The organism is Sphingobacterium sp. UBA865 (assembly GCF_002295765.1).
Taxonomy (GTDB): Bacteria; Bacteroidota; Bacteroidia; order Sphingobacteriales; family Sphingobacteriaceae; genus Sphingobacterium; species Sphingobacterium multivorum.
The window spans coordinates 62,154-83,444 of the sequence record NZ_DBGB01000037.1; the positions used below are offsets into that span (position 1 = coordinate 62,154).

21 protein-coding genes are annotated in these 21,291 nt (G+C 38.1%); 13 read left to right on the top strand and 8 right to left on the bottom strand.

The genetic code is table 11. The features are described 5' to 3' along the window. The 4 genes from B2O97_RS20315 to B2O97_RS20330 all read left to right on the top strand — a co-directional run bounded on the left by B2O97_RS20315 (position 1) and on the right by B2O97_RS20330 (position 3,142). A complete protein-coding gene (locus B2O97_RS20315; RefSeq protein ID WP_286768032.1) occupies positions 1-1,590 on the top strand; it encodes a hypothetical protein in 1,590 nt (529 codons plus the stop codon). A gap of 219 nt (positions 1,591-1,809) precedes the next feature. Then, on the top strand, positions 1,810-2,397 hold the full coding sequence (locus B2O97_RS20320; protein ID WP_286768033.1) for a Crp/Fnr family transcriptional regulator: 588 nt from the start codon (positions 1,810-1,812) through the stop codon (positions 2,395-2,397). 54 nt (positions 2,398-2,451) lie between these two features. Further along, positions 2,452-2,829 carry an MBL fold metallo-hydrolase gene (locus B2O97_RS20325; protein WP_286768034.1) on the top strand — a complete coding sequence of 126 codons (378 nt, stop codon included), beginning with the start codon at positions 2,452-2,454 and terminating at the stop codon, positions 2,827-2,829. Further along, the gene (locus tag B2O97_RS20330; protein WP_286768035.1) at positions 2,807-3,142 is read left to right on the top strand and encodes an MBL fold metallo-hydrolase; all 336 of its coding nucleotides are present in this window, start codon (positions 2,807-2,809) and stop codon (positions 3,140-3,142) included. The genes B2O97_RS20325 and B2O97_RS20330 overlap by 23 nt, the downstream gene beginning before the upstream one ends. 208 nt (positions 3,143-3,350) lie before the next feature. Here B2O97_RS20330 and B2O97_RS20335 read toward each other — a convergent pair whose 3' ends face one another. From B2O97_RS20335 to B2O97_RS20355, 5 genes are all read right to left on the bottom strand, one after another. Next, positions 3,351-3,821, bottom strand: coding sequence for a DinB family protein (locus B2O97_RS20335; RefSeq protein WP_070568482.1), 471 nt, complete (start codon positions 3,819-3,821; stop codon positions 3,351-3,353). A gap of 67 nt (positions 3,822-3,888) precedes the next feature. Then, entirely contained in the window at positions 3,889-4,731 is an 843-nt protein-coding gene (locus B2O97_RS20340) for a DUF1259 domain-containing protein (RefSeq protein ID WP_312440723.1), read from the bottom strand. A 259-nt stretch (positions 4,732-4,990) separates the two neighbouring features. Then, positions 4,991-5,515, bottom strand: coding sequence for a hypothetical protein (locus B2O97_RS20345; RefSeq protein WP_286768036.1), 525 nt, complete (start codon positions 5,513-5,515; stop codon positions 4,991-4,993). A gap of 79 nt (positions 5,516-5,594) precedes the next feature. Further along, complete coding sequence (locus tag B2O97_RS20350; RefSeq protein WP_286768055.1) at positions 5,595-6,344, bottom strand: chromate resistance protein ChrB domain-containing protein; 750 nt, start codon at positions 6,342-6,344, stop codon at positions 5,595-5,597. Beyond that, a complete protein-coding gene (locus B2O97_RS20355; RefSeq protein WP_254667751.1) occupies positions 6,332-6,436 on the bottom strand; it encodes a chromate resistance protein ChrB domain-containing protein in 105 nt (34 codons plus the stop codon). Before B2O97_RS20355 ends, B2O97_RS20350 begins: the two co-directional genes overlap by 13 nt. Before the next feature lie 372 nt (positions 6,437-6,808). Here B2O97_RS20355 and B2O97_RS20360 point away from each other — a divergent pair, with 372 nt between their 5' ends. Continuing rightward, positions 6,809-8,449 (top strand): hypothetical protein, encoded by a 1,641-nt coding sequence (locus B2O97_RS20360; RefSeq protein WP_286768037.1) that lies wholly within the window; start codon positions 6,809-6,811, stop codon positions 8,447-8,449. 312 nt (positions 8,450-8,761) lie between these two features. Here B2O97_RS20360 and B2O97_RS20365 read toward each other — a convergent pair whose 3' ends face one another. Both B2O97_RS20365 and B2O97_RS20370 read right to left on the bottom strand, forming a co-directional pair. Then, positions 8,762-9,166: an NUDIX hydrolase gene (locus B2O97_RS20365; RefSeq protein ID WP_046675980.1), complete on the bottom strand. Its 405-nt coding sequence runs from the start codon at positions 9,164-9,166 to the stop codon at positions 8,762-8,764. 137 nt (positions 9,167-9,303) lie between these two features. Beyond that, complete coding sequence (locus B2O97_RS20370; protein ID WP_286768038.1) at positions 9,304-10,092, bottom strand: PhzF family phenazine biosynthesis protein; 789 nt, start codon at positions 10,090-10,092, stop codon at positions 9,304-9,306. Between the two features lie 329 nt (positions 10,093-10,421). Here B2O97_RS20370 and ligD point away from each other — a divergent pair, with 329 nt between their 5' ends. Then, positions 10,422-13,121: a DNA ligase D gene (gene ligD, locus B2O97_RS20375; RefSeq protein WP_286768039.1), complete on the top strand. Its 2,700-nt coding sequence runs from the start codon at positions 10,422-10,424 to the stop codon at positions 13,119-13,121. Positions 13,122-13,160: 39 nt separating this feature from the next. After that, a complete protein-coding gene (locus B2O97_RS20380; RefSeq protein WP_286768040.1) occupies positions 13,161-13,346 on the top strand; it encodes a hypothetical protein in 186 nt (61 codons plus the stop codon). A gap of 73 nt (positions 13,347-13,419) precedes the next feature. Here the strand turns inward: B2O97_RS20380 and B2O97_RS20385 are convergent, their stop codons facing one another. Continuing rightward, positions 13,420-13,788 (bottom strand): zinc-binding dehydrogenase, encoded by a 369-nt coding sequence (locus B2O97_RS20385; RefSeq protein ID WP_286768056.1) that lies wholly within the window; start codon positions 13,786-13,788, stop codon positions 13,420-13,422. A 455-nt stretch (positions 13,789-14,243) separates the two neighbouring features. Between B2O97_RS20385 and B2O97_RS20390 the strand changes: the two genes are divergently transcribed. From B2O97_RS20390 to B2O97_RS20415, 6 genes are all read left to right on the top strand, one after another. After that, positions 14,244-15,080 (top strand): SDR family NAD(P)-dependent oxidoreductase, encoded by an 837-nt coding sequence (locus B2O97_RS20390; protein ID WP_112374576.1) that lies wholly within the window; start codon positions 14,244-14,246, stop codon positions 15,078-15,080. Positions 15,081-15,179: 99 nt separating this feature from the next. Beyond that, the gene (locus B2O97_RS20395) at positions 15,180-16,130 is read left to right on the top strand and encodes a helix-turn-helix domain-containing protein (RefSeq protein WP_201639360.1); all 951 of its coding nucleotides are present in this window, start codon (positions 15,180-15,182) and stop codon (positions 16,128-16,130) included. A gap of 142 nt (positions 16,131-16,272) precedes the next feature. After that, positions 16,273-16,845, top strand: a complete 573-nt coding sequence (locus tag B2O97_RS20400; protein WP_112374578.1) for a Crp/Fnr family transcriptional regulator — start codon at positions 16,273-16,275, stop codon at positions 16,843-16,845. A gap of 78 nt (positions 16,846-16,923) precedes the next feature. Then, complete coding sequence (locus B2O97_RS20405) at positions 16,924-17,313, top strand: RidA family protein (protein WP_286768041.1); 390 nt, start codon at positions 16,924-16,926, stop codon at positions 17,311-17,313. 240 nt (positions 17,314-17,553) lie between these two features. After that, on the top strand, positions 17,554-18,171 hold the full coding sequence (locus tag B2O97_RS20410) for an alpha-ketoglutarate-dependent dioxygenase AlkB family protein (RefSeq protein ID WP_070568455.1): 618 nt from the start codon (positions 17,554-17,556) through the stop codon (positions 18,169-18,171). Between the two features lie 223 nt (positions 18,172-18,394). Next, complete coding sequence (locus B2O97_RS20415; protein ID WP_286768042.1) at positions 18,395-21,286, top strand: response regulator; 2,892 nt, start codon at positions 18,395-18,397, stop codon at positions 21,284-21,286. Positions 21,287-21,291 lie beyond the last annotated feature (5 nt).

Consider the following 21,291-nt stretch of genomic DNA (forward strand, 5'->3'; position numbering starts at 1 on the left):
ATGCAAGTACACAAAATACCAATTTTTAAATCCTGGGTATCCGAATGGGTGGCAAGGTCTGTCATATTTGCTATTCTCATGACGAGTCTGTTTAGTTTTGCCTTTTACGGAAGTCCAGGTGCCGCGATGGGCTTTTACGGAATACAAGCTGCCGATGTACAATATGGTATGGTCGTTATCTATGGTTCAACCGTAGCTTTCCTGGCGCTGGATTTTAGAATTGTAAAGTATTTCGCACCACGGGAATATCTACTGCTGGCACTTGGGGTAAATGTGCTATGTGCCGTGGTTTGTTTTTATTTCAGAGATTGGATATTATTTGTTTTCTGTCAGTTTTTGCAGGGCATTACCTGTGCATTAATGTCGGGCATTGTGTTACAGCTTATTTTTCCAAGGTTACAGTCTGTACATGCCCGTGTGATTGCTTATAGCCTCCTTTATGGCAGTATACAAATAGCGGTGCCATTTTATTCCATCTATATCAGTGTCATCCTTTATTTCTTTGACTTCAACTGGATATTCAACGGATTTGTTATTGTAGTCATTATGCTGACAAGTGTTGTTTTACTTACCATGAACGGTAAGGCCAGGTTTACCAGAAAAATACCACTGTATCAGGTGGATTGGATCGGCTATTTATTTTATGTGTCTTTTATCTTGATCGTAGGATACATCCTTGTGTACGGACGTCAACTGGGATGGTTTGATAGTTCATTAATCAGCACACTTTGTTTAGTTAATGTAATTATTCTTTCTCTTTTTATTAGCAGAGAACTAAAACTTAAGCGACCATTAATCAATTTACAGATTTTTAGGGCAAAGAATTTCGTTATTGGACTTTTGCTTCTTTTTACCTTTTATATCTTTAAAGGAAGTACTGGGCTAGCCTATGGTTATCTTGAAGTAATTTTAGGAAACCATCCATTGAGTACCATTCCCGTATGGATTGCTGTAATTGCTGGAACTACACTGAGTATGTTTATCACTTCTCGATTTGTCTTGATGGGGTACAACCTGATCAGGATGATTATTGTTGGTTTTGGGTTGATGGCGGTATATTATACCTATATGATACTATTTGTTTCTGTACAGGGTGAAACAACCGACTTCCTTCTGCCTATGTTTATGTATGGCGCGGCAACAGGGGTGTTGTTTGTTCCGATTGTTTCATTTACCGCCGCGTCAGCACCTTCCAAAATTGCCATCAATGCCGCTCTTATTGGTATATTTTCAAGGTTCATAGGATTTACAGCTAGTCTGGCGCTTAACAACGAACTTCAATTATTTGCAAAATCATCCGTAAGGGAAAAAGTTCGGGAATCACTCACGGAGACGAACCTGCAGTTGCCTGTTACCTTATTGGATATTCAGGCACAATACGCAAATGCAGGCAGCGATATATATACGTCCAAAATAGTATCCTCGGGCTACTTGAATCAGATGGTAAGTCAGCAGATATTGGCTCGTGCTATTAGGGATTATTATGATCTGATGTTAACAGGTTTAATTTTTGTCATTCTTATTTTAGTACTCTGGCCTCAAATTCAAGATGTTGTTTTGAAACTAAGAAAGGGAAATGTTCCATATTAAGATATTGATATTTCAGAAATTATCATCGCGAAATATTCTCCAACTATGCGAAAAGAATCCGGGCGTTTAAATACGCATATTATGACACAGGTAAATGGAGAAATCCGAACAAAGGGAGCAACTTCTTTCAATAGTCGATTATTGTTAATTTTGCATGCAGGATTTGGTATGGGACCCCGAGCTTTTTAAGAACAGCAATAGAAGACACAATATGATAATATGACGGATGCACTAATAAAATATCTATTCTCGATAGGAACACTGTCAGCTGACGAAGTGAATTTTTCTGTTCAGTTCTTCAAACCACACGATTTGAAAAAGGGTGATTTTTTTATTCGTGCGGACGAACCCTGTCGTCATATTGGATTTATATCCAGTGGTGCGGTAAAAGCATATGCCGTCGACAAGGAGGGGAGAGAAAATATAACCTGTTTCAAATTTGAAAACGAGTTTGTAACTTCATTCCCAGAGTTTGTCGCTCAGGAAAAATCCAGAAGGAGTATCAGGGCTGTAGAAGATAGTATAATTCATCGGATAAACTATGCTGACTATCAATATCTGCTTGGTCGAGTGACTTCTTGGAACAAGGTTATACAAGCTGTGATGGAACGGGAATATATCCAAAAGGAACAATACCTCCTGAATTACAATAATAAGTCAGCGCTCGATAAATATCATCATGTCCTTTCGAATGAACCAAAGCTCATTCAGCGCATAGCGACACAAGACCTCGCCTCATATCTGGGCATCACGCAGCGATCTCTTACAAGAGCGAAGGGACAAATACATCGCGCCAAAGTATTATAGGACAAATGTCCTTATTTATTTCTATAGAGTGCCATAGTTTTGCAAAAAAAAGCTATGTTACATCAAATTGCCCAAGAAGTTTTTCATGTACCATTGATGCCACGAAATAGTATCAACTGCTATATAGTAGAGGGTGTGTTGGTTGATTGTGGGATACGCAGTTCATATAATACGGTGAAGGGAGCCCTTCAGAAAATACCCGTCCATCAACATGTGCTTACGCATGCCCATGCAGACCATCAGGGCTGTAGTGATCAACTATGTGATGAATTTGAAATACCTTTACTTTGCCATGAAAATGAAATTTTTAGGACTGAAACAGGTATGGTAACTAATGACTATCCAAATCCCAAACATTGGTTAGCAAAACTTCAACAAAAATACTGGGCGGGGCAGGGCCACAAAGTCGATGGTACACTCGTTGAAAAATGATAGCATTGGAAACTTTCGGGTCATAGAAACTCCAGGCCATTCAGCCGGTCATATTTCTTTATTCCGTGAGCGGGATGGTGTATTGATAATCGGGGATGCTGCTACAAATATGAACCTGCTCACTACAGTGCCTGGCCTAGGGCTCCCTCCAAAAATATTCACGTCGGATCAACAGCAAAACATCAGATCGCTCCAAAAGTTAGCAGGATTAAATCCTTCTATGATATGCTTTGGTCATGGCCCGGTCATGCGAAATACGGATCGAAAGTTTGAGCAATTTGCGGCCAAATGTGTATCGTGGTTTAATTCGTAAACTTCCAGTACAGACTCGTCAAGTAGGGAATTACAAATGAATAGACAGTATAAAACTCTTTTTTGAAATCCAGTTTTTGCGATGATTATCTAAAGATTAACATCCTGAAAATGGATATCTTCGTAGATTCAATATCGATTGGCCTTGAAGCCATATCAAGATATCGTATCCACTGTCATAACTGTCCCAAAGAAAGACTGGAAAAATCTTATTGCCTTAGAAGTTTTAAGTAACTTAATATTATTCCGCTGTGCTCGGCTTCGTGAAAGTTAGCGGCTTGAAGCGCTTGGATATGATTATTGATGGAGAAGCCAATTGGTAAGCTGAACGATTGGTATTCAACAAATATACCTGATGTTAAATCTTTACTAAGTTGGTTTACTGTATAAAGCAATAGATGTTTTATTTCATCAATGTCTGGCGTATTTTTCCACGTATGTGGTGCCGTTCCAATTTTGAATGCTTCCATAAATTCCTGCGATATATGCATTGGTAGTCCACTACGCATGTACATATGCCGCTGCTGAGAAGTGATACAGTGGCCAATTTGCCAGACGATATTATTGTTAAAGGTCTCTGGAATTTTAAATAATATGGTATTATCAACTGTTTCCATTACTTGTAATAACCTGATTCTGCTAGCCTTTAAAATTTCAAATTCAAATAATTCAGTTGTCATCGTATTGGTTAAGATTCTAGATCAGTTTAATAAAGTCTTATTGGAGCGAATAGATCAATTAATTCGATTAATGATTATGCCAATGCGATTTTTTGCCGAGTACAAGAAGTGCATCTCTGAAAGCTAGTGCCAGCTCCCTAGAAGGACCGACTCCAAAGTAATGAAGAAAGATCATGTGTGGATCATCTCCAAGCATATGGTTGTGGATTGCTACAATTTCGATATGGTGTTTCCTTAAAGTACTGATAACTTGATTGACCTCATGGTCTAACATTGCGATGTCACCAGCAATATAGGCTTCGTTTTCGGATCCGGTAAATGACGCCCAACTGTTTAAACCGATCGATGATGTCATTTCGGCTCCCATTGCCATAATTTTTAAATCGGATCGTCCTACGGTATATTTGATTGTTGAGCCGTTTATCGCGGCCTCATGACCGATAATGTTATTTAATTCGGTAACATTAAATATCTTATCCCCTGGATCTTGTTTTTGATTCAGTGGTGCTGGTTGATTTCCAACAGCTATTTTAGTGTTTGAGATAGCTGTTGCGTATTTCTGAGCCAATTCGACTGGTTCCCCCATACCGTGGATGTGCATATAAAAGATTCGGGGTTCTTCATAAAAGAAATGATTATGGATTGCCCCAACTTCCAGACCTGATTCAAGGGCAGCAGTAATAAGGGGATTTACTTCTTCCTGAAGTAGAACACAATCACTCATAAGCACAGCACTCTTTCCATCCATGGTCCTCTTTATCGCAGCCCATCCTCCAAAGCCAAAAGATATAGAAACATCCTTACCTTTGACGGTCACAGCTAGATCATTACGGGGAAAACTGGTATTATGTGTAACTTCTTTTGCGTTATATTTTCCTTTCTTTCCTAAAGCTTTTTCAATTCCTTGGATTTCAGCCTCGGTGAGATCAGGCGTATTCGACGTGGTCGTAGAAAACGCACGAACTGTTTTAAGACCAACTAGTCAGCTGCCTGTTAGGAGCAATCCCATTTTCAATAGCGTTCTGCGTGACGTTAAGTTTCTAAAATTTTTCATCCTGATCTATTATATTTTGAAAATATTACTACGTATAAACAATAAACTATCCCTTGCAACAAATGAACACCACTATTGTTGTTCATTTGGGAATTTTAATCGATCACGATTCGATTTAGAATATATATCCGAATTGAAAAGCAGCAGCAATAGAAATTTTTTGTTCATTGCCAAATCGGACTGGGAAGGGAGTTGCTAGAAAAAGTTTTCCAACCTGACCATGTGTTATGACCTTGCTTAATACCGGTGTAAGCCCATATCGTCCGGAAGTTTCAAATGCAGCCCTAGGGATAAATGTGAATTCCTTTCCGATGGGAAATAATACGCCCGGATGGAACAAGAAATTGCTCATTTTGCTGTTCCCGGATGCTATTTTAATGTAGGGAACCATTTCCAGTGAAAATCCCAAGTGTAGTTCTCTAAGTATATTGATACCTGTCGGCATACCTACCTGATAGCTATCTTTAAAATTTGGCGTTATCGTACCAGATGATAGGGAAACAATGGGGTTTACTATACCAACATAAGCAACTAGTTTGCTCGGTTGTTGGGCTCTTAAATGTAATGATGATAAGAGTATAATAATGATCGCTGCACAAAAAGTTTTATGGTAAGAGGAGTGGTATCGGTTTAGTTTCATAATATCTGCTTTATAAAAGCAAGTATAACTAATACGTAACATCTCAAAATAGAATAAATTTTACTATTTTGTATATTCCTTACTTTTTAAAAGATTTCCTCCTATATTCTGAAGGATTACTTCCTGTAAATTTTTTAAAAATGCGCGTGAAATGACTTTGATCAGAAAAACCTGTGAGATAGGCAATGTCAGTAAGGGAAATTGAGTGGTCAGACATAAGTTCAATGGCTTTTTCTATTCTTTTTTTACGGATGTACTCACCATAATTTAAGTTTTCAAAATATTTTGAGAATTCGCGTGACAAATAGCTTGAACTAATATCCAGTTCTTCGGAAAGTTGATTTAAGCTTAATGTTGTATTTGTATCGATTTGATCCTGTATCATTTCCCGCAATAATGCAGTCCATTCCGGAGATTTTTCTTTTTGCTTATCATTTAAATGTTCATGATAGATTTTAAGGAGCAAAACCTCAGTTGGACCTTCATTGCTATGTTTCAGTCGGTAGAGGTGTTGAGCCCAGCTATAAAGGCCGTCATAAATGACCATTCCGATCTCCAAAAGCTGATTGTCGTCCTTGATATTGTAAGCTAGACCTGAAAAAATCGCCTCGAGACCTGAAGATTGTGGCATTAAATCATGTCTATCCGTGTCCGCACTACGAACAATTGCAGCAATTCGTTTTAATGCCGGATCGTTTAATTCATGTTTTTTAAGGAAATAGTCAAATGTACACTCGTCTGCATAATGACTGTATTCTACACCAGGAATATCAAACGGAATGGCGTTCGTTTGTTTAGCAATTTCAAAGACCGTATCTAGGGGGCATATATTATTTTTGCGTCCGGATTTATAAAACGCTTTATCAGCCATGGACAAGCAATCCTATCGATCTTTGGTCTTTCACGTGTAATCCAATCCATATCTTTTTTTCCGTCAAAATATTATGATTAAGATCAATAATTATTGTGTAAAAACAAAGGGAAGTATTTAATTTAAATTTTGAATTACTTGTTTAAAATTTAATTTCAATCGTTCGATAGCTTTCCAAAAAAAAGTATGGTATGGCGATCGCTTAACAAAATAGAGGTTAAACGATCGTCCAGATTTTTATAGATTTTTTTAATACATTTATTATAATAGCAATACATTGTCTTTTTATTCTGTTTTAAAAAAATACTTTCTTTATTAGTGTGTTTTATTATATTAGAGTGAAACGCTTTGAAAGATTAAGAGGGAGGTAATGCTTCATTCAAAACATAGCTAATAGATATTTAAACCAAAATCTTATCATTATGATCCATACCAAGCTTAGTATACACTGTAAGATTTTGGTATTCTTTTTTTTTCTTTCGAGCTGCACAACAGTAAATATACCAATAGCTAACTTAAATAAGGTTTCTCCAGGGGCAATGAATCAATTGACAAATGATTCTTTAGGACTAAAGATTGACTTCTATGGGAACGCAAACTTTGGATCTAAGTATCTAGATTTAAAAGATGTCAGGTCTATTTTTCGAAAAAGAAAGATAAAATTTCCATCAAAAAATATTGTTTTTTGGGGTACATATGATGTGACAAGAAATCCAATGTATTTTGTCGGCAGTTTGGAAACTTCTTTAGATGTCTCAAAGTTCACTGCAGATACGTCTATGTATAAATGTGTTTATTATCGTAGTATCCAGAAAAATAGAGATAATATAATAAGTCGTGTAGCGATCCCATACCACAGAGATTCATTTCTTTTGGTCAGTGAAGTTAGGACGGAAATCACCGATATGCAAGAAAGTGTTAAAGATGTTTTATATGGCATAAAAACGTCCTACAATTCCTTGGCTTACGGAGAGAAATTTGTCGAGCAGAAGCCCGTTCAAGAACCAGATTATTATAATCTAGCTGAATCAATTTTTAAAGATAAGGGATATGCGAATTATTTGTCTACAAGAGATACGCTGGAAAAACTTGTTCTGCAAAATGAAGATAGCCAATTTGCCAACGAGCTATTAAAATCATATCGTTCGTTTCTTGGTGAAAGTGTTCAATATTATAACGAAACTAAACAAGAACAACAGTCAGTCGAAAAAACTGCTATTACCATTGACCAACTGGTAGAGAAAATTAAGGAACATCGAGTGGTTATGTTTAATGAGAATCATTTACAACCACGTTGTCGTTTGTTAATCAATCTTTTACTGCCAAAACTTTACAAAGAAGGCTTTAATGTCCTTGCTTTAGAAGGTCTATCCGAGGATGATGACCGAATTAATAAGCTGGGATTTCCAAACGTTGAGAGCGGATTTTACACCAGGGATCCTAATATGGCGAATCTCATCAGAACAGCAAGAATTTACGGCTTAAAAGTAATAGGCTATGAAGATTTTGAAAACACAATCAATAGAGATCTACAGCAAGCTAAAAATCTGATTAGAAAAAGTGAAATCGTTACAAAAAATCAAGTTAAACTTATCGTATTAGCTGGCGGAGGACATATTGAAGAAGGAGATATCGGAGAAATCAAAAGTATGGCTCAATATTTTAAGAAACTAAGCAAAATTGACCCTTACACAATTAATCAAGTTAAGTTTTTATCTATTAACGATGTTAATGATTTGGTATATGTTATCGAGAGCAAGATATTGAATGGTTATGACTTGTATTTATCAAATAATCTGAATAGCGATAAAATAGTAATTGGAGCAAAAGATTTAAACCGCAGCTATAGTATACCGAATACTGATTCGACCAAATCAGGCACATCGGCCATTTACATTTATCATGAAAAGGAATATCAATTGGATAAAACAGCTATTCCAGTTTACTTGTCACTTTCTAAAAAGGATTCGCTACAGGTAGACCTTCCGAAAGGAGTATATAGATATGTCAAGCGAGATCATTATGGGGCTATAATTCATCAAGAAACTATTGCGGTAGAATGATTAAAACATCGCGCAGGATATAATTTTCGCTTATGTTATTTTTCGTTGTTAAAGGGACATGGGGGGTGAAGGTAAAACCATGTTCGAGAAGCTAACTACGCCTTTTTTTACAAAAAATAAAACGAAAGCAAATCAACCGTTGTTATAAGAATACTTTTCATAAATTAGGTTAATAACAGGTAGTAAAAACCTTGAGATCCCCCCTCAAGGTTTTTTGTCTTTATCTCACTGTTTTACTGAGCTATGCACAAACTTTCAAACAACTTGGTATTTATCATAAGCCCATTAAAGTCGCAGCAGCTCCGGTAGGCACTAGTTGATCAGGTCTAGTTCTTTCAATTTTCCCAATATAAGTCGGACGACGGCAGAGGTTCTGCCAACATCACTGAGGGTTATCCATTCAAATGAATCGATTTCACTTGCTGCCTGTAGTGTGCCCGAATAATCCGCAAAATAGCAGGTCATCTTCACGATTACATCAGCCTCTTTGCCATCGGCTGGGGCTTGGAAGGTCTCAAAATAACGGATCGAATCTTCTTGGACCTCAACGTTGAGTTCTTCCTTAATTTCTCGCTTCAGACATTCTATGTCAGATTCATTAGGTTCTCTTTTGCCTCCTGGCAAATAGAGCTTTGACTTTGATTTGGAAAGTGCCGTCAACACTTTTTTATCCGAAATGCTGATCAATGCGACCTTATCTATAACCTTATTGTCCATATTACAAATTTAGTGAATTAAAATGATGTAATCGGTTAACAAGCTATGATCACTTCGCTTTTTCCTGTTTGGATTAAAGTTGTTTTTTTTTATTCTTATTACAGCATTTTAACGATGTACTTCTAAAGCAATGATCGTTAATCGATCCAAATGAAACCCTGAGAATAGGTACGGGCCTTACCGGCCACGATCACTCTATCGTTTTTGTTTTCGCAATAAAGTTGCCCCTCTCTTTCAGACAGCTGACGGGAAAAAAGAGTATCCTTGCCCAACCTTGATGCCCAAAACGGAATAAGGGAACAATAGGCAGACCCAGTAACGGGATCTTCGAGGATCGTTGATTGCGGTGTAAAGTATCTGGATACAAAATCAATGTCGTTTCCTGTTGCTGTGACGACCACACCTCCGGGATCAAGATTAATCAGATCAAAAATGGATCTGTTAATGTGGATGTTTCTGACCTCTTCCTCAGATTCGTATAGTAAAACATAATCTCTTGATTTATAAATCTCTTTGGGTTGGATGTTAAGCGAGTTTTTAATAACGTCGGGCAGTGCGGAAGGCTGTGGCATTCTGGATGGAAAATCCATATAATAAACTTCGTCTTTTATATCAACAGTTAATTCACCTACTTGCGTTTCAAAAACAATTTTGCTTTTTTGATAGTCTAGGTGCTTAACCAGGCAATGCACGGTCGCTAAGGTTGCATGGCCACATAGGTCCATTTCAATTTCAGGTGTAAACCATCTTAAATGGATTGTATCACCGTTATCTATGAAAAAGGCCGTTTCCGCCACAGCATTTTCACGTGTAATTTTAAACAGTGTCTCATCGGGTAACCACTCTTTTAACGGTACCACGCAGGCTGGGTTTCCCCGGAAAATTTCTTCTGTAAAGGAATCTATTTGATATAGTTCTAACTTCATGATGGATAAATTGCTGTCGTTTGTAAAGTTAATTCAATTCATGAAGATTAGCTTCATTGTTTACAGAATTTGACAGTAAACGCTATATTAACCGATGCTGTACAATCCCTTTGAACAGGTCCCGGGCTGTCACATCCAAAGATTATTATGTTCTTTTTCGCTCAAATTTTTCCTAACTGTAATTAGGTAGAAATACAGCAGATGTTATTGTGAAGCAAAATGATGAATAGTAATAAACAGTTGAACAACATTTTGAGGGAAATATTTTAAACCTTTTTCATGCTACTATTGTGTTATAGAGAAAATGGGGGTAAAGTAAATAAATAGCTATGGGACTATCGAAATATCGTGAAAAGCGTTCTGAAGAGAAAACCCCGGAACCGTTTGGGGGACAGCCAAATGGGACTGAACTACGCTTTGTTGTGCAGAAACATGATGCCTCTCATTTACATTACGACTTTCGTCTTGAGATGGATGGTGTTCTGAAAAGTTGGGCGGTGCCAAAAGGGCCTTCTATGGATCCTAGTATTAAGCGCCTCGCTATGATGGTAGAAGATCATCCCTATGATTACCGAGACTTTGAAGGGGTGATCCCCAAAGGTCAATACGGTGGCGGTACCGTGATCGTCTGGGATGAAGGGACGTATGAGCCAGCTGAAAGTGGCATTAAGGAAGTAGCTAAACAAGAAAAAGACCTGTTGCATCAGCTCTATTCCGGCAAGCTTAAATTTAAGCTCAATGGTCAAAAGCTAAAAGGAGAGTTCGCTCTTGTTAAAGCCCACGGACGTGGAGATAACGGGTGGCTGCTCATGAAACTAGACGATAAATATGCCAGTGAGAAAGATATTACAACAAAAGATAAATCAGTGATCTCAGGCAAGACAATTCCACAGATGGAAAAATCACCCGATCAGGTTTATGGTAAACATATTATCAAAAAAGACAGTACGGTAAAAGATAAGCGTTCAACAAAAAACAAAGCATCTGAGCTAATCAATGATCAGCTTGAAGCTGTTCCTACGGCGACTTCCAAAAAGAAAACGAATATTCAAGCACTTTTAAAAAATGCGCCAAAACAAAGATTCTATTCCCATATCGAGCCTATGCTCGCTACCTTGGTCGATAAACCCTTTGATGATGAGGGCTGGATCTATGAAGTCAAGTGGGATGGATATCGCGCAGTAGCTTTTATGAATAAAGGTGAGGTGGAACTAAAATCCCGTAATGACAAGAGCTTTAATGAAAAATTCTATCCCATCTATGATCAATTGAAGGAGCTGAAATTAGATGCCATCTTGGATGGGGAAGTTGTTGTTTTAGGTGGAAACGGCACGGCCAATTTTGGCTCGCTCCAAAATTGGCGGAGTGAAGCGGATGGCGATCTGGTTTATTACGTTTTCGATATCCTTTGGTATCAGGGACAGGACCTGAAAGACCTGACATTGCTCGAGCGTAAGGCAATTTTAAAAGAAATCATTCCCAAAGGCAACAGTATCCTGGTCAGTGAACATTTTGAAACTTCCGGAATACATTTTCTGGAGGAGGCTAAAAGGCTTGGCTTGGAAGGGATTATGGCGAAGCGTAAAGATAGCACCTATCATCTCCATAATCGTTCAAAGGACTGGCTTAAAATTAAAGCAAACAAAAGACAGGAAGTTGTCATAGGCGGGTATACACTGAATGATGATTCAAGTAAGCAGTTTAGTAGCCTTCTTGTAGGCGTCTATGAAGGAAAAAAATTGATCTACACCGGAAAAGTCGGTACTGGCTTTAATGTTAAGCTTCAAAAAGAAATGATGAAGCTATTTAAACCGCTTGTTATTAATAAAGCACCTTTTTCTGAAGAGCCCGACGTCAATAAGCCCTCGCGTTTCAGGCCAAATCCGCCACATGCTACCGTGACATGGCTTAAACCGGAGCTTGTCTGTGAGGTGAGCTTTGCGGAATTAACCAGCGACGGTATTATGCGGCATCCTTCGTTTGACGGAATGCGGGAAGATAAAAGTGCCAAAAAAGTAATTCTTGAGGAGGAAACTCCTACAGAAAAAATGGTAGACGATATGGAAGATAAAATTGTTACACCCAGAGTAAAAGGGCCGCGGAAAACACTATTAAATCCGACCGATAAAACCCAGGTCAGAAAGGTAAATGGCCATGAACTAAAGTTTACCAATTTAGATAAGGTGTTTTGGCCGAAAGAGGGAATAACCAAAAGAGACCTCATCAATTATTACTATCAGGCTGCTCCATTTATATTGCCCTATCTTAAGGATAGGCCACAGAGTATGAACCGTTTTCCGAACGGCATTGAAGGCGAAGGTTTTTATTTTAAGAACGTGACTGATACGGCACCGGAATGGGCAGAGACCTATCTCTACCACAGTGAAACAGATGAAAAGGACCGTCATTATCTTGTGGGCAAGGACGAAGCCACATTGCTCTATATGGCAAATCTTGGCTGCATTGAAATGAACCCCTGGAGCAGTACGGTTAAAAAGCCTGAAAATCCATCGTTTTGTATAATTGACCTTGATCCGGACAAAAATTCGTTTGATCAGGTTGTTGAAGCTGCTCAGGTCACAAAGAGCATATTGGATGATATGGGGGCGACTAGCTATTGCAAAACCAGTGGCTCTACAGGGCTTCATATCTATATACCACTCGGTGGCAAATATACCTACGAACAATCTAAAGAGTTTGCCCGGGTAATTGTCACGCTAGTCCATCATGAGCTTCCTAAATTCACCAGTCTAGAGCGGTCCATAAAAGACCGCAAAGGGAAAATGTATCTTGATTTTTTGCAGAACAGGCCACACGCGACCATCGCAGCCGCATATTCTGTCCGCCCCAAACCAGGAGCGACAGTGTCTATGCCACTTCATTGGGACGAAGTGAAAAAAGGGTTAAAAATAAGCGATTTTCATATTTTAAACGCGATTGAAAGAATGCAGAGCGAAGGAGATATTTTTAAACCTGTATTGGGAAAAGGGATTAACCTAAAAAGTATAGTGGATAAATATTATAAATAAATTTCATTTTTAAAAATCAATAACTTTAAACGAGTATTTATGAACGTAAAACGCTTTTTCGGAACAATACTGACTATTCTTGGTATTGTCGGTTTAATTTATACAGGCTATGAACTCATCAATAAAAGCACTGCGTACACCAATTTAGGGGTAGTTGGCATATTGGCTTTGATTTTCTTTTTTGCCGGTATCGGTCTGGTGAAAAATACCAAAGACGAGTCTTAGCATTAGCCACCAGTTAAAGACCAGCAGGGATTATAGTATATGGTGATCTCGATTTTTTGCATAGCTGACCGTTTTATAAGGTAACCACTATCTTTCCGACGGTACGGCCGGTTTCGATTTGTAGATGAGCTTTAGCCATCTCGTCGAAACCGAAAACATGCGAAATGTGTGGTTTTAAAATACCATTTTCCAATAAGGATGCTATTTTCTGCATATCGCGACCACTTGAATAGACTGACATGGAAACAACAGGCATGTAACTGTTTTTTTTGAGCCTGAAGCTCATCCGCTTTGGTATGACAGAAGGTAAGGTAACTATCGTTCCAAATGGTTTTAGTACCTGTACTGACTTCTGAAAATTAATACCTCCAATGGCTTCTAGCACAAAATTAACGTCATAAAGTACATCTTCGAAATGTGTCTTTTTGCTCGGCTTTTTTATAAAAGATCAAACGAATACTGCATTCTGGTTGTTCCTAATACGAAAAATGAGACGATTGCTTTTGCTGGCTTGATTTACACTTTGTCAAGCCAGCATTTTTTGAAACCGACTATCCCATTATTGGGATCATAACTATATATCAGGGCCGGACTATTCCGGCCTTTTTTACTATATGGTAGCAAATCTTGAACCTGGGATATTTATTGTATATGTCGGGTTGCCTTTTGCAGATGTTGCCTTTAGCTACTTCATCTTGCTGTACAACTAATGTTTTTTCTAGATCATCCCAAGGCTGTTTCACAGCCTTGAAAACATGTTGAGAAATTTTCTAATACCATGATACTAAATTCCAGTAGCCCGTAATTCTTTATTTTGGTTAGGATTATCCTCATTATGGCAACGTAAGTAAATCCATTTTAGAAGCAACTTTGCATTCATATTAATATTAGTTAAAAATGGAAAATAGGCAAAAGGAAAAAGTTTGGTTCATTACAGGATCTTCAAGAGGATTTGGAAAAATATGGACAGCAGCCGCTTTGAAACGTGGCGACAAGGTGGCAGCTACAGCACGTAATATAAATAGTATTGCCGCGTTAAAAGAAACGTATGGCGATCAGGTTCTGGTTCTTGAAGTGGATGTAACCAATCGCTCCCAAGTGCAAAATGCGATCCACCAAGCCAAGCAGTATTTTGGCAGATTGGATATTGTGCTCAATAATGCAGGGTATTCTTTAGTGGGGACCATTGAAGAGAGTAGCACTGATGAGGTAAAAGCCATGTATGAAACAAATATTATCGGACCTATCCATGTGATTCAGGCAGCATTACCCATACTGCGAGCCCAAGGGCATGGCCATATTTTAGGTACATCCAGCGCTGTCGGCATTTATAGTAATCCCCTAATCGGGTACTATTGTTCTTCGAAATTTGCGTTTGAAGCTATTTACGATAGTTTGTCTAAAGAAGTTGCGGCATTTGGCATCAAAGTAACGCTGATTGAACCTGGGGCTTACAATACCGAATTTGGCAGCACCGAATCACTGAAAATAGCCAGCAAAAAGCTACCGGATTATGATGATTTGAAAAGTCAGGTGATGAAAAATTTACAAACGATGAAGCGGGGAAATCCTAGTGCCACTGCCGATGCGCTATTTGCTGTTGTAGATGCTGAAAACCCACCGTTGCGATTCCTTTTGGGTAAAAATGATCTGCCATTTATCCGTCAAATTTATTCAGAGCGTCTCCAGGAATGGGAAACCTGGAAAGCGATTTCTCAAGCAGCCCAAGGCTAGTGATCTATGTCGTCGGTAACAATCTTGCGATCTATTCGCTTTTCTTTTTTGTGAGGAAAAGCGAATATTGTTTAACTTGTAACCTAGAATTTTTATAATATGGTTTCCAAAAAATCGAATCATTCCGTAAAAAGATTTAATACGCTGGCCGATGTCATGCAGGCATCAGGTTTTCCGCCGCCGCAGCATCCCTTAATTGTTTTGTTGAATGGGGTAGACAAGCCACTTGAAGGTCATGCTCCTCCTAAATCACATGTGTTGAACTATTATAAAATAGCTTTTAAACCAGATGCCGGAGGGGAACTAATCTATGGCCATACCAAATTTGATTTTAAAGAGGGCGGTCTGTTTTTTGTTGCTCCTCAGCAGATTCTCTCTGCTATAGAAACGGATAAGCAGAAGGAAACTGGAGAACAAAGCATACTTCGCCCACAGATCACGCTGCTCATAGATCCTGATTTTTTATTGCACTATCCGTTAGCCCAAAAGATCCATCAGTATCACTTTTTCTCCTACGCTACCAATGAAGCGTTGCACCTTTCGAACAAAGAAAAAGAAACCATTCTATCACTTTTCAGAAATATAGAAGAAGAACTTGAGAACCGTATAGACGAGATGAGCCACAATGTGATCATCGCCCAGATTGAACTGTTGCTTAATTATGCCCAACGATTTTATAACAGGCAGTTTCTGACCCGAAAACAAAACTATCCAAGTATTGCCGAGCGTATTGATCAATTGTTGGAGGATTATTTCAATAGCGATAAGGTCCTGAGTGGAGGAGTTCCTACTGTGAATTATTTGGCTGATCAGCTGCATATGTCAGCGAGTTATTTAAGCGATCTGTTGCGAAATCTTACCGGTCAAAACACCCAGCAAATCATTCATGATAAAATGATTTATCGGGCAAAGAATAAGTTATCTACCACAGCTCTCCGCATTTCTGAAATTGCATTTGAATTAGGTTTTGAACAACCGCAATCTTTTAGCAGATTGTTTAAATTAAAAACCAAACAAAGTCCACAACAATATAGAGCTCAATTCAAATAATTTTTACGAATACTTAAACTCTCCGCACTATTTTTTCCGCGGCGGATTTGTATCAGCGTTTTTGAGAAAACACTTCATTTAGTCAATTTTACAATGGAAGTTTTAACACTTGTAATCAGCAGTAAATGGTACTTACAATCTAATGGAAGATAAATATAATCTGTTAAAAGAACATATAGAGAAAGTCGTTGTACTTACTGAAGATGAATTTGACTTGGTAAAAGCATGTTTTATTCAACGGCAGTATAGAAAGTCGGAATGTATTTTTAGGGAGGGCGATACCGTAAACTATATTTACTTTGTATTGTCTGGTCTTCTTAAATTTTATTATACAGACGATGACGCTAAGCAACATATTGTTTCATTTGCAATGGAAGACTGGTGGGAAACCGATGTTTCGGCCTTTTATACACGCGGAAATGCTTCATTTACTTTGGAATGTCTTGAGAACACAGAATTACTTTGTCTATCGCTGGAAAATTTTGAAAGGTTGTGCAATAGGCTTCAAAAGATGGAACGCTTTTTCCTTCGTAAATCAATTGCCGGCCATATCGGGTCACAGCAACGGATCTTATCATTTTTAACCTCGGGAGCAAAGGAAAGATATGAGCAGCTGATCAAAAGAAATCCCGCTTTGCTGCAACGGATTCCAAAATTGTTGCTTGCTTCTTACCTAGGCGTATCCAGGGAGACATTAAGCCGTCTATTTTCTTGATTTTATTTAATTGTGAGGTTTGTCACACAGGTGAATGTAAAAATATTTTGAGCTTTGCTCCATAATAATTTTACAGAAATGGAAAAGAAAATAATCAATCCTTGGAACTGGCAGGAAGCCAGAAATTATGTGCAGGCTGTTGAAATTAAACATGCCCATTCAACCTTATATGTGTCGGGACAATGTGCTATTAGTGATGATGGCGTATCGAGCACTGCTGATATGAGAACGCAGATTTTTCATACTATTGAAAATCTTGGAAAAGTTATTCAATCAAGTGGATATGAAGCTCGACATCTCGTTCGCCTCAATATCTACACGACCGATTCTACAGCGCTATTTGAAAACTTTGATGTAATTCAGGATTGGATTACTAAAAATAAAGTGAAGCAAACAAGTACAGTTTTGGAAGTCAAGACATTGTTTGAAACTTTGAAGGTAGAACTGGAAGCAACACTGGTTAAATAACGTCAGGATTAAAAAAATGGCGATAGCTCGTTATTTGCCATTTTTTTATTGTTGAATAACGTCCATAAACCGCATTTGGTTGGAAACTCATAAAGGACAATTCTAATAGCTATAAAACGAAATAATCAGCAAAACTTTTCCCCTAAAATCGCAAACGCTCTGCAGCGAGGATTGTTCTTTCTTTGCAGGCATAGGTTTTTGATGCTTCGGAAAATCGTATAAATTTTAGCTCATTATTCCATGGATCAGCTTAGCTTATTTCAACATGAAGGATATATTTTTCCGGAAGATCTCCTGAACTTTGAGCCGGACTTTCTTATGCAGGAGGAAGCTGATCAGTTGTTTGATTTCCTGCTGAAAGAAGTACCCTGGCAGCAGACATCCAAAAAAATGTACGACCGAACGATATTGACTCCTCGCTTGACCGCCTGGTATGGCGACGAAAATGCGACTTATCAAATGGCCGGAAAAAGGATAGCCGTGAATGAATGGCTTATCCCATTAAAGGCGTTGAAGGAGCGGATTGAACAGCGGTTTCATTGTACATTCAATTCCGTCTTGCTCAATCTATATCGCGACAACAACGATTCAGTCGCTTGGCACCGCGATCGCGAGAGTGAATTGGGCAATAGACCCGTGATCGGGTCGGTGAGTCTGGGACAAGCACGCTATTTTGATTTCAGGAAAGTGGACGATCATAATAAGAAGTATTCGTTGCTACTGAACCATGGTGCTCTGTTGTTGATGAAAGGCAATCTGCAGGAGACATGGGAACATCGAATCGCAAAATCTACGCAAAAGATGAGCGCAAGGATCAACTTGACATTTCGCCTGATCAACGAACTAGAGAATGAATAAACAATTTTTGTATAAAGATCAAAAGAAAGAGAAACGTCCCTTGTTATAACAATACTTTTTCATAAATAAGGTTAATAACAGATAGTAACAACCTTAAGTTCTCGATTCAAGGTTGTTTATCTAACATATTTTAATTTGAATTAATTCTTTTTTTATTAAAAAACTATTCAAATAAAATTGTTGTTTTGTTATAAACTAAATTTCTATAGCATATTATAACTTTATGCACAATCAAAGATACCCCAAAAACGATAACAGCCATCCTCTTATCATGGATAATAATTATAAGCTGGTCGCTGATATGATTAAAAAAGATCTTTTTGGAGTGCTCCTTAAAGCTAAATTAATATGTAATACGGAAATTGCAGTGTTGACTTTATTTGATAACAGTCAAAATTTTGTACAGACTTATTTTCATGATGTCGATGGCAATGTAAGTATCGATAAGGTATTTTTCGACTATGTGTTTGATGTCAACGGCACGCTAGAAATTCCAGACGTTAGCACTGAGCCTCAATCGCAGCGCAATTCAGTTATTTTCCAAAATTTTGGCATACTGTATTATTATGAGGCACCGTTAATCGGTTACGACGGAAAAATAATTGGTTTTTTAAGCGTTATGGATAGACGCCCCAACAAGCTTACGGATAGTCAACGGACTCTTCTTTCATTATTGTGTATAGAAGTTCTTAATTTACTTCAAGAGAAAAACCAGCATCTCCAGTTAACTAGTAAGTTGGAATATGTGAAGTCTACACTAGACATGACCAGTCAGGTTGCCAGAGTAGGGAGCTGGGAGTATGACTTAGTTGACGATTATATCGATTGGTCTGAAATGACCAAGATTATTCATGGGGTCCCAAAGGACTATCGTCCATCTATTGAAACAGCAATAGAGTTTTACAAGGATCCTCAACATAAAATGAAAATTGTTCAGGCTATAAATTGCGCAATATCTACGGGAGCATCATGGGATCTTGAATTGGAGATTGATACCTATCAGGGTACAAGGTTGTGGGTTAGAGCATTAGGCAAAGCAGCTTTTAAAAAGGGTAAATGTGTTCGACTATATGGCACTTTTCAGGATATCGATAAGCGTAAACGCTCTGAAGCGGAATCGATACGTTCTAAGAAAATGCTTGAAGATGTTTTGAATGCCACTACTGCCGTTGCTATCATAGCAACTGACGCAGAAGGGGTGATAACCCTTTTCAACCGGGGCGCAGAAAATTTATTGGGGTATAAAAGTGAAGAAGTGATCGGTAAAATTACGCCGACATTATTTCATAGCAGTAGAGAAGTTAGAGATCGCGCGAAGGAACTTGAAATTGAATTTGGCTATCCGATTAGTGAATTTAGAGTGTTCGTCGAAATAGCTGAGCGCTACGGATACGAGCAAAGAGAGTGGATTTATATAAAAAAGGATTTTACGCAACTTTATGTATCTCTTGCCGTTACTGCAATGCGTGATATTTCTGGTCAGATTATAGGTTATCTTGGCATTGCCACAGACATCACGAAGATTGTACTTCAAAGAGAAGAGTTAGAGAAAGCTAAAAAGCTTGCTGACCAAGGTAGCGTGGCGAAGTCAGAGTTTCTCGCCAATATGAGTCATGAAATTCGTACACCTCTTAATGGGATTATAGGGTTTACGGATTTGATGAGTCGAACAAAACTAGACGATACACAAAAAGAGTATCTTTCCATTGTTGATCAGTCTGCTAATCTTCTTTTGAGTATCATAAACGATATACTTGATTTCTCTAAAATTGAAGCTGGCAAATTGGAGCTTTCTATTGAAAAAAATGATCTGTATGAGATGTTTGCTCAGGTGGCAAGTTTGATTGATTTTCAGTGGAAAGCCAAAAAATTAGATTTTCGGGTAAATTTATCAGAATCACTACCACATTATGTTTGGGTTGACTCACTTCGTCTCAAACAGGTGCTCATGAATCTTTTAAGTAATGCAATAAAATTTACGGAAAAGGGAAGTGTTGCGCTACATGTTAATGTACTATCTTCGGACGAAAATTCCACGACGCTTCGCTTCTGTGTTACGGACAGCGGAATCGGTATTAAACCGGATAAACAGCAAAAGATATTTGAAGCATTTTCTCAAGAAGACGCGTCAATAAGTAAAAGATTTGGAGGAACAGGGCTAGGACTTAGCATTTCCAACCAATTGCTAAAAATGATGGACAGTAAATTACAATTGGAAAGTGAACACGGAAAAGGTAGCAAATTTTATTTTGAAATAACATTGAGATCTCTAAAAGGGGATGTATATGAATGGAAACTTTTAGAATCTTTACATATTATGATAGTCGCCCGGCGAGATGCCGAACGAGCAAATATTGCATTGATGTTGCAGATGAAGAAAGTTAATGTCTCGTTGGCCGATAACGGATTTGAAGTTCTTCAATTGTTGACTAAAGGAGAACGGTATGATGCGATTATTATCGACCATGATCTACCTATTATGAACGGTATCGATACTGTAAAAAAAATCAGGGAAAAGTTACTTTACAGAGGAGTTGGACAGCCCGTAGTTTTAATGTTATCAGTGCTTGAAACCAACCCAGCCCTTATTGCTGAAAGCAGCAATATTATTCATTGTATTAACAAACCAGTTAAAGTAGATCAACTGTATTCAACATTAGTTGCTGCGCTACAGCTGAATGAAGGATCTATCAAATATGCTGAAAAAGAAACGCTCTTTTTGGAAGGCAAATACAAGATTTTAATTATTGAAGATAATAAATTTAGTATGTTGCTCACCAGAACCATTGTACAGAATGTTCTTCCCAATGCTGAAATCATAGAGGCTGTCGATGGTTTCGCGGGATTTGAATTGTTTAAGGACAATAGGCCTGATTTGGTATTCATGGATATACAGATGCCTGAAATGAATGGATATGAGTTAACTGAATTGATTAGGAAAAATGAGGACGGTAGGATGCATACACCAATTATAGCATTGACTGCAAGCAATATTAAGGAAGAAAAAGAACGATGCATTTCGTGTGGAATGGACGATTTTGCAGTGAAGCCTTTTGTTAAGAAAACGGTGCTGGAGCTTTTGAGAAAATGGTTGATAAACGACGACAATGAGTAAAGAAT

Coding starts and splice junctions, on each gene's coding strand:
- B2O97_RS20330 (WP_286768035.1), top strand. CDS start 2,807: ATGGTACACTCGTTGAAAAATGATAGCATTGGAAACTTTCGGGTCATA.
- B2O97_RS20395 (WP_201639360.1), top strand. CDS start 15,180: ATGGTTTCCAAAAAATCGAATCATTCCGTAAAAAGATTTAATACGCTG.
- B2O97_RS20325 (WP_286768034.1), top strand. CDS start 2,452: ATGTTACATCAAATTGCCCAAGAAGTTTTTCATGTACCATTGATGCCA.
- B2O97_RS20335 (WP_070568482.1), bottom strand. CDS start 3,821: ATGACAACTGAATTATTTGAATTTGAAATTTTAAAGGCTAGCAGAATC.
- B2O97_RS20360 (WP_286768037.1), top strand. CDS start 6,809: ATGATCCATACCAAGCTTAGTATACACTGTAAGATTTTGGTATTCTTT.
- B2O97_RS20400 (WP_112374578.1), top strand. CDS start 16,273: ATGGAAGATAAATATAATCTGTTAAAAGAACATATAGAGAAAGTCGTT.
- B2O97_RS20380 (WP_286768040.1), top strand. CDS start 13,161: ATGAACGTAAAACGCTTTTTCGGAACAATACTGACTATTCTTGGTATT.
- B2O97_RS20415 (WP_286768042.1), top strand. CDS start 18,395: ATGCACAATCAAAGATACCCCAAAAACGATAACAGCCATCCTCTTATC.
- B2O97_RS20320 (WP_286768033.1), top strand. CDS start 1,810: ATGACGGATGCACTAATAAAATATCTATTCTCGATAGGAACACTGTCA.
- B2O97_RS20390 (WP_112374576.1), top strand. CDS start 14,244: ATGGAAAATAGGCAAAAGGAAAAAGTTTGGTTCATTACAGGATCTTCA.
- ligD (WP_286768039.1), top strand. CDS start 10,422: ATGGGACTATCGAAATATCGTGAAAAGCGTTCTGAAGAGAAAACCCCG.
- B2O97_RS20370 (WP_286768038.1), bottom strand. CDS start 10,092: ATGAAGTTAGAACTATATCAAATAGATTCCTTTACAGAAGAAATTTTC.
- B2O97_RS20345 (WP_286768036.1), bottom strand. CDS start 5,515: ATGAAACTAAACCGATACCACTCCTCTTACCATAAAACTTTTTGTGCA.
- B2O97_RS20410 (WP_070568455.1), top strand. CDS start 17,554: ATGGATCAGCTTAGCTTATTTCAACATGAAGGATATATTTTTCCGGAA.
- B2O97_RS20405 (WP_286768041.1), top strand. CDS start 16,924: ATGGAAAAGAAAATAATCAATCCTTGGAACTGGCAGGAAGCCAGAAAT.
- B2O97_RS20365 (WP_046675980.1), bottom strand. CDS start 9,166: ATGGACAATAAGGTTATAGATAAGGTCGCATTGATCAGCATTTCGGAT.
- B2O97_RS20315 (WP_286768032.1), top strand. CDS start 1: ATGCAAGTACACAAAATACCAATTTTTAAATCCTGGGTATCCGAATGG.
- B2O97_RS20355 (WP_254667751.1), bottom strand. CDS start 6,436: ATGGATTGGATTACACGTGAAAGACCAAAGATCGATAGGATTGCTTGT.